11 protein-coding genes are annotated in these 12,073 nt (G+C 60.5%); 4 read left to right on the forward strand and 7 right to left on the reverse strand.

Annotated elements, in window-relative coordinates:
- Positions 1-42: 42 nt before the first annotated feature.
- Positions 43-396 carry a RidA family protein gene (locus ICA15_RS12540; RefSeq protein ID WP_150604618.1) on the reverse strand — a complete coding sequence of 118 codons (354 nt, stop codon included), beginning with the start codon at positions 394-396 and terminating at the stop codon, positions 43-45.
- Positions 368-1,672, reverse strand: coding sequence for a D-amino acid dehydrogenase (gene dadA, locus ICA15_RS12545; protein WP_150593461.1), 1,305 nt, complete (start codon positions 1,670-1,672; stop codon positions 368-370). The genes ICA15_RS12540 and dadA overlap by 29 nt, the downstream gene beginning before the upstream one ends.
- 155 nt (positions 1,673-1,827) lie before the next feature.
- Between dadA and ICA15_RS12550 the strand changes: the two genes are divergently transcribed.
- A complete protein-coding gene (locus ICA15_RS12550; protein ID WP_003206849.1) occupies positions 1,828-2,316 on the forward strand; it encodes an Lrp/AsnC ligand binding domain-containing protein in 489 nt (162 codons plus the stop codon).
- Positions 2,317-2,453: 137 nt separating this feature from the next.
- Here ICA15_RS12550 and ICA15_RS12555 read toward each other — a convergent pair whose 3' ends face one another.
- Complete coding sequence (locus ICA15_RS12555; RefSeq protein ID WP_042561739.1) at positions 2,454-2,807, reverse strand: YkgJ family cysteine cluster protein; 354 nt, start codon at positions 2,805-2,807, stop codon at positions 2,454-2,456.
- A gap of 146 nt (positions 2,808-2,953) precedes the next feature.
- Here ICA15_RS12555 and ICA15_RS12560 point away from each other — a divergent pair, with 146 nt between their 5' ends.
- On the forward strand, positions 2,954-4,264 hold the full coding sequence (locus ICA15_RS12560; RefSeq protein ID WP_210553374.1) for an NAD(P)/FAD-dependent oxidoreductase: 1,311 nt from the start codon (positions 2,954-2,956) through the stop codon (positions 4,262-4,264).
- Between the two features lie 115 nt (positions 4,265-4,379).
- Here ICA15_RS12560 and ICA15_RS12565 read toward each other — a convergent pair whose 3' ends face one another.
- Positions 4,380-4,625 (reverse strand): DUF1127 domain-containing protein, encoded by a 246-nt coding sequence (locus ICA15_RS12565; protein ID WP_150604621.1) that lies wholly within the window; start codon positions 4,623-4,625, stop codon positions 4,380-4,382.
- A 179-nt stretch (positions 4,626-4,804) separates the two neighbouring features.
- Between ICA15_RS12565 and ICA15_RS12570 the strand changes: the two genes are divergently transcribed.
- Positions 4,805-6,223 carry a PLP-dependent aminotransferase family protein gene (locus tag ICA15_RS12570; RefSeq protein ID WP_210553373.1) on the forward strand — a complete coding sequence of 473 codons (1,419 nt, stop codon included), beginning with the start codon at positions 4,805-4,807 and terminating at the stop codon, positions 6,221-6,223.
- Here ICA15_RS12570 and ICA15_RS12575 read toward each other — a convergent pair.
- The 3 genes from ICA15_RS12575 to ICA15_RS12585 all read right to left on the reverse strand — a co-directional run bounded on the left by ICA15_RS12575 (position 6,206) and on the right by ICA15_RS12585 (position 10,149).
- Positions 6,206-8,587 carry a fimbria/pilus outer membrane usher protein gene (locus tag ICA15_RS12575; RefSeq protein ID WP_210553372.1) on the reverse strand — a complete coding sequence of 794 codons (2,382 nt, stop codon included), beginning with the start codon at positions 8,585-8,587 and terminating at the stop codon, positions 6,206-6,208. The genes ICA15_RS12570 and ICA15_RS12575 overlap by 18 nt on opposite strands.
- A gap of 65 nt (positions 8,588-8,652) precedes the next feature.
- Positions 8,653-9,360: a fimbria/pilus chaperone family protein gene (locus ICA15_RS12580; RefSeq protein WP_150616857.1), complete on the reverse strand. Its 708-nt coding sequence runs from the start codon at positions 9,358-9,360 to the stop codon at positions 8,653-8,655.
- A 138-nt stretch (positions 9,361-9,498) separates the two neighbouring features.
- Positions 9,499-10,149, reverse strand: coding sequence for a DUF1120 domain-containing protein (locus ICA15_RS12585; RefSeq protein ID WP_150616858.1), 651 nt, complete (start codon positions 10,147-10,149; stop codon positions 9,499-9,501).
- A gap of 279 nt (positions 10,150-10,428) precedes the next feature.
- Between ICA15_RS12585 and ICA15_RS12590 the strand changes: the two genes are divergently transcribed.
- Positions 10,429-11,997 carry a phospholipase D family protein gene (locus ICA15_RS12590; RefSeq protein WP_210553371.1) on the forward strand — a complete coding sequence of 523 codons (1,569 nt, stop codon included), beginning with the start codon at positions 10,429-10,431 and terminating at the stop codon, positions 11,995-11,997.
- Positions 11,998-12,073 lie beyond the last annotated feature (76 nt).

Raw genomic sequence — 12,073 nt, forward strand, 5'->3', positions numbered from 1 at the left:
GTGAACCGCCAACAGCGCCGGGAGAGGGATCTTTACAACGTATTACGGCAGTGCGGCGACGATGGAGATCTCAACCAGGATGCTCGGTTTGGCCATCTTCGCTTCAACGGTGGCACGGGCCGGGGCAGCACCTTTGGGCAGCCACTGATCCCACACCGAGTTCATCCCGGCAAAGTGTGCCTCGATATCGTTGAGGTAGATGGTCGCCGACAGCAGATGCTCCTTGTCAGTGCCGGCCAGATCGAGCAAACGCTCGATGTTGGCGAGGACTTCGCGAGTCTGCTGTTCAATACCGGCGTCGAAGTCGTCGCCGACCTGCCCGGCCAGATACACAGTGCCGTTATGGCTGACGATCTGACTCATGCGCTCATTGGTGAGCTGGCGCTGGATTGCCATGTTTTGCGGACTCCTGAATTTTGTTGCCGTAACGGGAAATATCGAGGCCTTCGGCGCTGATTTGCGGTTTTTTCTTCGCCATCAGGTCGGCCAGCAAACGACCGGATCCGCACGCCATGGTCCAGCCGAGCGTGCCGTGCCCAGTGTTGAGGAACAGGTTCTTGAACGGTGTCGCACCCACGATCGGCGTACCGTCCGGAGTGGTCGGACGCAGGCCGGTCCAGAAGCTCGCCTCGGCCAGATTGCCGCCCTGAGGATAAAGGTCGTTGACGATCATCTCCAGGGTTTCGCGCCGACGCGGATTCAAAGACAGGTCAAAACCGGCGATCTCGGCCATGCCGCCAACGCGGATGCGGTTGTCGAAACGGGTGATCGCGACCTTGTAGGTCTCGTCAAGAATGGTCGAAGTCGGGGCCATTGCCGGGTTGGTGATCGGCACGGTCAGCGAGTAACCCTTCAGCGGATAAACCGGCGCCTTGATGCCCAGCGGCTTGAGCAGTTGCGGCGAGTAGCTGCCGAGGGCCAGCACGTAGCGGTCGGCGGTTTCCAGTTTGCCGTCGATCCACACGCCGTTGATGCGATCACCGGCGAAGTCGAGTTTCTGGATGTCTTGGCCGAAGCGGAATTCCACACCCAGTTGCACCGCCATCTCAGCGAGACGCGTGGTGAAGATCTGGCAGTCGCCGGTCTGGTCGTTCGGCAGGCGCAGGGCACCAGCGAGAATATCGGTAACGCCCGCCAGGGCCGGCTCGACGCGGGCAATGCCGGCGCGGTCGAGGAGTTCAAACGGCACGCCGGATTCTTTCAGCACGGCGATGTCTTTGGCGGCGTTATCCAGTTGAGCCTGGGTGCGGAACAGTTGAGTCGTACCGAGGCTGCGCCCCTCGTAGGCGATGCCGGTTTCGGCGCGCAATTCGTCGAGGCAGTCGCGGCTGTACTCGGACAGACGCACCATGCGCTCCTTGTTCACCGCGTAACGATTGGCGGTGCAGTTGCGTAGCATCTGCGCCATCCACAAGTACTGGTCGATGTCAGCGGTGGCCTTGATCGCCAGAGGCGCATGGCGTTGCAACAGCCACTTGATGGCCTTGAGCGGCACGCCCGGCGCAGCCCACGGCGAGGCGTAGCCTGGCGAGACCTGGCCGGCATTGGCGAAACTGGTCTCCATGGCCGCGGCTGGCTGCCGGTCGACCACCACCACTTCAAACCCGGCACGGGCCAGATAGTAAGCACTGGCGGTACCGATGACGCCGCTACCCAAGACCATAACGCGCATTTTTGTATCCCTCATCGCGGCGTGCCGCGTACGTCTGTTGTTAGAGCAATGATGCGCGCAGTGTAAAAAAGATTTGCCAGTGCTTTTCACTGTATAAGCGCCTATATTTGGCGAGAATTCTCGGCAAAAACCCTTTTCACGGAGGCGCATCCCCTATGCGTACCAACACTCAGACCAAACGTGAGCTGGACAAGATCGACCGTAACATCTTGCGGATCCTGCAGGCGGACGGGCGGATTTCCTTTACCGAACTCGGGGAAAAGGTCGGCCTCTCCACCACGCCGTGCACCGAGCGGGTGCGGCGCCTGGAACGCGAGGGGATCATCATGGGCTACAACGCCCGGCTGAATCCGCAGCACTTGAAGGGTAGCTTGCTGGTGTTCGTCGAGATCAGCCTCGACTACAAATCCGGCGACACTTTCGAAGAGTTCAGACGCGCGGTGCTGAAGTTGCCCCACGTGCTGGAGTGTCACCTGGTGTCAGGGGATTTCGACTATCTGGTGAAGGCGCGGATTTCCGAGATGGCGTCGTACCGCAAGCTGCTCGGCGACATTCTGTTGAAGCTGCCGCATGTGCGTGAATCGAAGAGCTATATCGTGATGGAAGAGGTGAAAGAGAGCCTGAACTTGCCGATTCCGGATTGATATTTGTGGCGTCTGACCTGGCCCTATCGCTGGCAAGCCAGCTCCCACAGTGATTTGTGGCGTTCACAAAATCTGTATCCACCGCCGTACCTGTGGGAGCTGGCTTGCCAGCGATGGCAGCAACGCGGTTCAACCGGCTAAACCAACACCTGCCGATTCGCCGCCATGTATTCGAAAATCTGCTTTTCAGCGCGTGGATGAATCAGCTCCACCGGCCCGCGCCCATTCGGGCAAGGCAACGTCTTCGTCGTACCAAACAACCGGCAAATCAGCGGCCGTTCGCCATACACCGTGCAGCCGTTCGGCCCCAGGTGCACGCAGTTCAGCTCGTCCATCGCCGCATCCTGCTCGGCGCGGGTCTTGCGCGGCAGGCGCGCCATCTCTTCGGGCGAGGTGGTCACTGGCCCACAGCAGTCGTGGCAGCCCGGCACGCACTCGAACGTGGGGATCTGCTGACGCAGGGTGCGGATTTTCTCGCTGTTGCAGCTCATCGAAACAGTGACCGACGTGAAGTAGGCGGCAATTGTGCCGCAAAAGCCGTGATCCAGACACCACAGGCCGACCAGTGTTGCCCGACTTCGCGCGTGCGGCTTATGCTCCGTCAAATTTTCTCGACACCCCGCTCAGGATGACGCCCATGACTGCCCGCGCCCACACCACCGCGAGCCAACCTCACGCTGCCTCTTATTACGCCGCCAGCAGCCTGCCGCAACCGGATCATCCGTTGCTGCAAGGCGAGGTGATTGCAGACGTGTGCGTGGTCGGCGGTGGCTTTTCCGGGCTGAACACTGCGCTGGAACTGGCCGAACGTGGCCTCAGCGTGGTGTTGCTCGAAGCGCACAAGATCGGCTGGGGCGCCAGCGGTCGCAATGGCGGGCAACTGATTCGCGGGGTTGGCCATGGGCTGGATCAGTTCACTAACGTGATCGGCGCCGATGGCGTGCGGCAGATGAAACTCATGGGCCTGGAAGCGGTGGAAATTGTCCGTCAGCGCGTCGAGCGTTTTCAGATTGCCTGCGATTTGACCTGGGGCTACTGCGACCTCGCCAACAAGCCGTCGGACCTCGAAGGTTTTGCCGAAGATGCCGAGGAGCTGCGCAGCCTCGGTTATCGCCACGAAACCCGGCTGCTGCAAGCCAATGAAATGCACACCGTGGTCGGTTCCAAACGCTACATCGGTGGTTTGATCGACATGGGTTCCGGCCATCTGCATCCGCTGAACCTGGCGCTGGGCGAAGCCGCAGCAGCGCAGCAACTGGGCGTCAGACTGTTCGAGCAGTCGGCCGTCACGCGCATCGATTACGGCCCGCAAGTGCGCGTGCATACCGCCCAGGGTTCAGTTCGCGCCAAGACCCTGGTGCTGGGCTGCAACGCCTATCTGAACAACCTCAATGAGCAGCTCAGTGGAAAAGTGCTGCCCGCCGGCAGCTACATCATCGCCACTGAACCGTTGAGCGAACAACAAGCTCACCAGTTGCTGCCGCAAAACATGGCGGTCTGCGACCAACGTGTGGCGCTGGATTACTACCGACTTTCGGCGGATCGCCGCTTGCTGTTCGGCGGTGCCTGTCATTACTCGGGGCGCGATCCAAAGGACATCGGCGCGTACATGCAGCCAAAGATGCTTGAAGTGTTTCCGCAATTGGCCGGGGTGAAAATCGATTATCAGTGGGGCGGGATGATCGGCATCGGCGCCAACCGTTTGCCGCAGATCGGTCGGCTCGCGGATCAACCGAACGTGTATTACGCCCAGGCGTACTCCGGACATGGCGTGAACGCCACGCACCTTGCGGGCAAGTTGCTGGCCGAAGCGATCAGCGGGCAGCACAGCGGCGGGTTTGATCTGTTCGCCAAAGTGCCGCACATCACCTTCCCCGGCGGCAAGCATTTGCGCTCGCCATTGTTGGCCCTGGGGATGTTGTGGCATCGCCTCAAGGAATTGCGATGAAGTAGCGCCCTGTAGGAGCTGCCGCAGGCTGCGATCTTTTGACTTTGCCTTTGAAAAAACAAGATCAAAAGATCGCAGCCTGCGGCAGCTCCTACAGGGAGTGCATTTCAACGTGTCAGATCCGCCAGAATGGCTTCAACCCCTCTTCCAGCGCTTGCTCCCGTGACAACCCGACATCCTTGAGCTGATCGTTTGTCATGTTCAGCAATGCCTTGCGCGTGTGCAGACGATGCCAGAACAGATCCCAGCGACTGAGGCCGGACGGTGCGTTGCGCATGGCACTGTTCCACGCACTGTCCTCCTGCCCTGCCTCCAGTTCCTGACTGTGTAACGTCAGCCGCACATCGCTCAAGCCGTTCATTTTTGTCGCTCCTGTTTACTTGGGTAGCCAGAGATTCCATGATGCGCGGGCCGGCAAAAGCATTACAGATTCAACTCATCTGTATTAAATCCATACAGATTTGCTACACCTGCTACTGAATTGCCGATTTACGCCGCATCTGTACTGGTTTTTCGAATCACCTGCATCGAGGCAGTGCCATGACGCTTTATGTGAACCTCGCCGAACTGATCGGCACGCGCATCGAACAAGGCTTCTATCGTCCTGGTGATCGACTGCCGTCGGTGCGCGCCTTGAGCGTAGAACATGGCGTCAGCCTCAGCACGGTGCAGCAGGCTTATCGCATGCTTGAGGACGGTGGTTTGGCCACACCGAAACCCAAATCCGGCTACTTCGTTCCGGTCGGGCGCGAGCTTCCGGAGCTGCCCGCCGTCGGCCGCCCTGCGCAGCGGCCGGTGGAGATCTCGCAGTGGGATCAGGTGCTTGAGCTGATTCGCGCGGTGCCGCGCAAGGATGTGGTGCAACTTGGTCGCGGCATGCCCGACATCAGCTCACCGACCATGAAGCCGCTGCTGCGCGGACTGGCACGGATCAGCCGGCGCCAGGACATGCCCGGGCTGTATTACGACAACATCCACGGCACCCTCGAACTGCGTGAGCAGATCGCCCGGCTGATGCTCGATTCCGGCTGCCAGTTGAGCGCCAGCGACCTCGTCGTCACCACCGGTTGCCACGAAGCGCTGTCCACCAGCATCCGTGCGATCTGCGAGCCCGGCGACATCGTCGCAGTGGATTCGCCAAGCTTCCACGGCGCCATGCAGACCCTCAAGGGTTTGGGCATGAAGGCCCTGGAAATCCCCACCGACCCCCTCACCGGCATCAGTCTCGAAGCGCTGGAACTGGCGCTGGAGCAGTGGCCGATCAAGGTCATCCAGCTCACCCCCAACTGCAATAATCCGCTGGGCTACATCATGCCGGAGTCGCGCAAACGTGCCCTGCTCAACCTCGCACAGCGCTTCGACGTGGCAATCATCGAGGACGATGTGTATGGCGAACTGGCCTACACCTACCCGCGCCCACGCACGATCAAATCCTTCGATGAAGACGGCCGCGTGCTGCTTTGCAGCTCGTTTTCCAAGACGTTGGCGCCGGGGCTGCGCATCGGCTGGGTGGCGCCGGGTCGATATCTGGAACGGGTGCTGCACATGAAATACATCAGCACCGGATCGACCGCGCCACAGCCGCAAATCGCCATTGCCGAGTTTCTCAAGTCCGGCCACTTTGAACCGCATTTGCGGCGGATGCGTACGCAATACCAGCGCAATCGCGACATAATGATCGACTGGGTGACTCGCTACTTCCCCGCCGGCACGCGCGCCAGCCGCCCGCAAGGCAGTTTCATGTTGTGGGTAGAACTGCCGGAAGGCTTCGACGCGCTGAAACTGAATCGTGCGCTACTCGATGAGGGCGTACAGATTGCCGTTGGCAGCATCTTTTCCGCCTCGGGCAAGTACCGTAATTGCCTGCGCATGAACTACGCCGCCAAACCAACGCCGCAAATTGAAGAGGCGGTGCACAAAGTCGGCGCGGCGGCGATCCGGCTACTGGCCCTCGGCTGATTGGCAGACAGCGTCGACCGTTGCATACAGTTTATCGGTGTCGCTGCTTGCCGGTGCATCGACCTCGACCTCGCAGGCTTGACCGCTGCCGGAGTCGATCCGCAACCGCACCAGGACTGGCGCATCGATCAGGTACACCAGCCCGGCATCCACCACACTGGTCAGGTAGTTGCCCTGACCATCCTCCACCGACGCACCTTTACGGACGGGCAAACCGTCAGGCGTACGCACCTGCAGCATCAGACGGCGCACGGTGTCTACGGGAAAGTCCAGGCGCGGCACGGCGCCACGTCCGGCTTCGACTTCCTGATAACCATTGAGTACATCCACATTGCGCGGCAGGCTGCGGGTGTCGATTTCGACTCGATTGGTGCGCCACGCCGACAAACTGGAAGCCACTGCCCGCCCCGCGCCATCGGTCCACACCGGACCTTGCGGCGTGCTCAGCTGGATACCGGCATCATCACCTGCCTTGACCAGCGCAAAGGTCTCGCGCACCGGATAAGGCGATAGCGTCACGCCCCCTTCGTGCAGCACCAGGCCACCGCGCAGCCCGGCGTCATAACGGCTCGAGCCGACGCTATTACGCGAATAGCCAAGGTCGACGCTGGTGTAACGCGGCAATGCACTGAGCCGGGCATTGAAGTCGGTCTGCCCGTTCTGGGTACGCTCCATGCCCATGCTGTAATCCATCGTGTCGCTCAATTGTTCGGCGTAACGCACGCCTGTGCGCGAGCCCCGGTGCTCATCGTGGCGGGCGAATGTGCTCAGTCTGCGTTTGCTTCCCAGCGGCAGACTAACAGTCAGGTAGGCGCTGTCACCTCGCCCCCCCATGGCGGAGCTGCTGCTTTCGCGCTGAACACTGAGCGATAAGTTGGCCCTGGAATAAGTCTGCGACCATGTCGCCCCCATCCGCGAATGTTGCGTGCTGCCCTGCCCCGCATACGTTGACCAGAAGCCGGAAAAGGCGCCCCAGTCACGACTCGAGTAGTTGACCCCGGCGCCCCATTGTCGCTCGCCCTGCTGGTCCAGCTCCTCTCCAGCACCCTGCCCCGTCTGCGCCAAGGTACGAAACCCCCCGCTGCGCCGGCTCATATTGAGACTGGCTGACAGGCCGTAGCCCAAAGGCATCCCGAGCGCCGCTTGCGTCCTCCGGCCATTACCCGAATTCACGGTCATGGAATTAAGCTGCTGCACGCTGACCACCGCCCCCATGCCCACAGCCTGCGTTAATTCCCACCCTGCGGAACGATAGTCGCCGGCACCCATGATCCCGGCGCTGAAGCCAGTCGCCGAGCCCAACAACCAGTCTTTGTTGGCCGCCACGAAGGTCGGCGCTTCGCGGTCATCATTGCGCATTCGCCGGACCTTTCCTGCCGCAAGCCCATATCCTGGTTTCGCCGGCAGGGTCGGGGCTCTCAAAGAGGCTGCCGGAACGAGAAATACGTGGCGCTCACCACTTTCGGCCACAACCGTAACTTCCAGATCCAGATGGCGACTCAACAGTGGCAAATTGCGCAGTGCAAACGGCCCGCCCGGTACCACCGTGGAATAGACCACCACGCCGCTCTGCCGAACTTCGATCCGCGCGGGCGAAGGTGCATGACCTTCCACGACCGAGCCGCTGCCGGCATCTTCTGGCACGGCCCCGGCCAAGGCCGAATCCGGCAAGATTTGAATACCCGTGAACGGCTCGCCCGCGAACAACGATGAACGCATGTTGAGCTGCCCGACCTGCACCTGCGCCGCATACGCCTCCCATGTGCGAGAAGCCTGGGTATAGAGGACATCGAAACGCTCGGTATCCGCAAATGAGGTGTAGTTCTGCCGACTGCGCACCACCCAATCGGCAGCGTTGAATCCCAACTCGGTGCCAAGGTTCAGATATTGGGTCGAATGGCCAAGACTGGAGTCGCTCACCACCAGCGCGTCGTAGTTGAACAACCCGGCCCTGCCCCCCGACTGCCAGGCGCGCGCAGCAGACTTGGGTTCAAGCAGCAAACCAGTCGGCACCAGCAGCATCACCCTTTGCGAACCGGGATCAAGCCGTACTTGCACGTCGGGGAGATGATCCTCGACGTGAGCACAGCTACCATTCTCGGCGTTGTCAGGCAGGCCGGAAGGCACCGCAATGGACGCCTGATCCAGTAACCGGGTATCGAGACACAACTGCCCGTTGCCATCAAACGTCGCCAAAATCGAACCCAAAGCCCTGCCGTTGACCTCAAGCGCCACTCGACTGCGTCCGGCCGTGAAACGGGGTTCAACGCCGAAAAACCGGGCGGTGGCAGGGTCGATACCGCGTGCCTCCAGTACCGCTGGGTCGAACTCGGTATACGTCTGGGCCGAGGCTGCTGAAGGCATCAGGAGGATCGGCGCCAACCACCAGGGGACAGCGCAAGACACACGCTGGATCTGTGCGCTGCGTTTCATTTTTGAACGATCAACGGCGCGTCGAAGCTGTCGACGGCAAAACCGTACGTTGTCGCCGGAAACAACCGTACGTGACTGGCCAACGTCGACGGTGTGTCGAGCATCATCACTTCGCCCGGCAAAATGTAAGTACGTTGCAGATCGAGCGTGACGCCACCGGGAATCAGGCTCACCGCTTTGGACAGCCTGACCACATACGGGCTTGGGTTACTCACGCGAACTTGTCGGCCGGCAACGCTCCAGACCAAGCGCTTCCAGGGCGTACGGTCGATGGCCAGACTGGCCGGCCGGACAATCACCGGGATGTTCTGACGCACGGTCAGATGCACCTGCGCGCCGCTCCCCTCTTGCCGTGGGCTGATCCCTTCGAATACCACGCGTTGCAGTCGCTCGGTTTTCAGCGGTGCGACGTCCCGCAAAATGAACCGCACTTGCTGACTTTTGCCCGGCTCCACCCGCGCCACCGGCGGATTGAGCAATAGCAGCAGCTCGGTATCCTCGGGAATGTGCTCGATGGTGCTGTAGAGCAATGCCGGCTGGTCGTCGGAGTTGCGGACATTCAGGGTCGCTTCCCCCGACGCTTGATCGACCACCACAACCGGCGTTTCCGGGACCATGCCAGCGGCATGGCTACTGATGCTCATAAATGACAGGCACACGGCCACGAAGGCGACAGGCACCTGGAAAGAAAAAAGGGGATACATGAAATTCTCCTGCGGGTATCGGCCGAAATGCGTCAGGCAATTTCGGCCGATACCTTGATGCGAAAAAATACGCGCTAACGCTATTCAGGCCCTGCGAGGCGCATCACGCGATCCGCATGGGTTCGGCAGTTTTTCGACTCAGAGGTAGAACACGTCGAACGTCACCGAACCATCGAGCTGGAACTCATCGGTGGTCGGCGGCAGATCGGCGGTCGGGCGAATGGCTGCCGCGACCTGCATCGGGAATGTGTGCAGCCGAGCAGCGGCAGGGCCCGCCGCAGCACTTGGCCCCCACGAATAAGAGATAGGTGCGTTGGATACCAGGCCGGTGGCCGGTACACGCCATACGCGGTTTTGTGGGCTGCGTACCAAGAAGGTTTGTGGCGTGCCATCGGCCAGTGGCTGGCCGGTCAACAGGCCGAAACCGCCAATGCCTACACCCTTTGTGCTGCCTAGACCGTAATAAAGCGTGTCAGAAGTCCGCCCATTGAACGTCAGGCCGGACACTTTGGTGGCGGCACGGTTGTCAGTCGCCGAGATTTCAACCGCCGCCGGTGCATCGCACGCAACCTTTAGGGTGATGTCCCTTGGGGGCAGATCGTTCTGCTGAGTCGCGCTCAGACTGGCGGAAAAAATACGCCCCAGATTAACGTTGCCGCCACCGGCGAATGCCGGAACGCAGGACGTTGGAATCACTGTGCCGGAGACCGTCAGGTCGAGGGTGCTGGCCTGAGCTGCAAAAGGTGACAGTGCCAATAGCAAGGCACTGGCTGCATAGAGTTTTTTCATTGTTATTTACCGGTTGATGATTGGGTACATACACAGGTCGTTTCAGGACGTTGCGCAGTCCTGAGCGGCCGTTATGCCCGCACATCATTCCCGGTTCAGAAAGGCTTTTCTGTAGGTTCAAGGTACCTGGTAGGTGTAGCGTTTTCGACGTACTGCGTAGTCCATTTCAGCGTGCATCGACAGAGGTGACTCAAAGTCCAGAGTGAATTTAATCTAAACAAAGAATGTCCTACGCCCGTGCCATACTTCGACCTTCGACCCGCCATGAGATGATCCTCCTTGAGATCAAGAACGGTCCTACTTTTCCCCCTACTTCTCGTGCTCCTGCTCAGCAGTTGCGCGAGCCTCAATGCACCGCGCGAACCGAGCCAGGCGTTGCCAGCGTCCGACTCGGCTTTCGGCCGGTCGATCCAGGCTCAGGCAGCGCCGCATGAGGGGCAGTCCGGTTTTCGTCTGCTATCCAACAGCACCGAAGCGTTCACCGCCCGTGCCGAGCTGATCCGCCACGCGCAAAGCAGCCTCGATTTGCAGTACTACATCGTGCATGACGGCGTCAGCACACGGATGCTGGTGGAAGAATTGCTGAAAGCCGCCGACCGCGGCGTGCGCGTGCGGATTCTGCTCGACGACACCACCAGCGACGGTCTCGACCAGATCATCGCGACGCTGGCGGCGCACCCGCAGATCCATATCCGTCTGTTCAATCCGCTGCATCTGGGACGCAGCACCGGCGTTACCCGGGCTGCCGGACGACTGTTCAACCTGTCGCTGCAACACCGACGGATGCACAACAAGTTATGGCTGGCAGATAACAGCATGGCCATCGTCGGCGGCCGCAATCTGGGCGACGAGTACTTCGACGCCGAGCCGAATCTGAATTTCACCGACATCGACATGCTCAGCGTCGGGCCGGTGGCCGAGCAGCTCGGGCACAGTTTCGATCAGTACTGGAACAGCGCGTTGAGCAAACCGATTGAAGAATTTCTTTCCAGCAAACCGACGGCCAGGGATTTGCAGAACACCCGTACGCGCCTGGAAGAGTCGCTGGAGGAAACCCGCAAGCAGAACCACGCGCTGTATCAGCAGTTGATGACGTTCAAGACCGACCCGCGCATGGACATCTGGCGCAATGAGCTGATCTGGGCCTGGAATCAGGCGCTGTGGGATGCGCCGAGCAAGGTGCTGGCCAAAGGCGAGCCGGATCCGCAATTGCTGCTGACCACGCAACTGGCGCCGGAGCTTACGGGAGTCAGCAAAGAACTGGTCATGATCTCGGCCTATTTTGTACCGGGCCAGCCGGGGCTGGTGTACCTGACCGGGCGCGCCGACGCCGGGGTTTCGGTAAGCCTGCTGACCAACTCGCTGGAGGCCACGGATGTGCCAGCCGTGCATGGCGGGTATGCGCCGTATCGCAAGGCGCTGCTGGAGCATGGAGTAAAACTGTTCGAACTGCGACGCCAGCCCGGAGACGGTGGCGGCAGCGGCCCGCACGTGTTTTACAGTAAGTCGTTTCGTGGCTCGGACTCTAGCCTGCACAGCAAGGCGATAATCTTCGACCGGCGCAAATCGTTTATCGGCTCGTTTAATTTCGACCCGCGTTCAGTGCTGTGGAACACCGAAGTCGGGGTGTTGGTGGACAGTCCGCAGCTTGCCGAGCATGTGCGCGAACTGGCGCTGCAAGGCATGGCGCCGGCGCTCAGTTACGAAGCGAAATTGCAGGATGGGGATATCGTCTGGGTGACTGAGGATAACGGTCAGATGCACACACTGACCAAGGAACCGGGGAGCTGGTGGCGCCGGTTCAATGCGTGGTTCAGTACCAGCGTTGGCCTGGAACGGATGCTTTAAAGATCAAAAGATCGCAGCCTTCGGCAGCTCCTACATTTGGAATGCATTCTCTCTGTAGGAGCTGCCGCAGGCTGCG

Origin of the sequence: Pseudomonas sp. P116, assembly GCF_020149425.1 — a bacterium.
GTDB classification, from domain to species: domain Bacteria; phylum Pseudomonadota; class Gammaproteobacteria; order Pseudomonadales; family Pseudomonadaceae; genus Aquipseudomonas; species Aquipseudomonas anatoliensis.

What these genes read in the sequence shown, in the direction of transcription:
- ICA15_RS12540 (WP_150604618.1), bottom strand. Translation starts at nt 396, where the DNA reads ATGGCAATCCAGCGCCAGCTCACCAATGAGCGCATGAGTCAGATCGTC.
- dadA (WP_150593461.1), bottom strand. Translation starts at nt 1,672, where the DNA reads ATGCGCGTTATGGTCTTGGGTAGCGGCGTCATCGGTACCGCCAGTGCT.
- ICA15_RS12550 (WP_003206849.1), top strand. Translation starts at nt 1,828, where the DNA reads ATGCGTACCAACACTCAGACCAAACGTGAGCTGGACAAGATCGACCGT.
- ICA15_RS12555 (WP_042561739.1), bottom strand. Translation starts at nt 2,807, where the DNA reads ATGAGCTGCAACAGCGAGAAAATCCGCACCCTGCGTCAGCAGATCCCC.
- ICA15_RS12560 (WP_210553374.1), top strand. Translation starts at nt 2,954, where the DNA reads ATGACTGCCCGCGCCCACACCACCGCGAGCCAACCTCACGCTGCCTCT.
- ICA15_RS12565 (WP_150604621.1), bottom strand. Translation starts at nt 4,625, where the DNA reads ATGAACGGCTTGAGCGATGTGCGGCTGACGTTACACAGTCAGGAACTG.
- ICA15_RS12570 (WP_210553373.1), top strand. Translation starts at nt 4,805, where the DNA reads ATGACGCTTTATGTGAACCTCGCCGAACTGATCGGCACGCGCATCGAA.
- ICA15_RS12575 (WP_210553372.1), bottom strand. Translation starts at nt 8,587, where the DNA reads ATGCCTTCAGCAGCCTCGGCCCAGACGTATACCGAGTTCGACCCAGCG.
- ICA15_RS12580 (WP_150616857.1), bottom strand. Translation starts at nt 9,360, where the DNA reads ATGTATCCCCTTTTTTCTTTCCAGGTGCCTGTCGCCTTCGTGGCCGTG.
- ICA15_RS12585 (WP_150616858.1), bottom strand. Translation starts at nt 10,149, where the DNA reads ATGAAAAAACTCTATGCAGCCAGTGCCTTGCTATTGGCACTGTCACCT.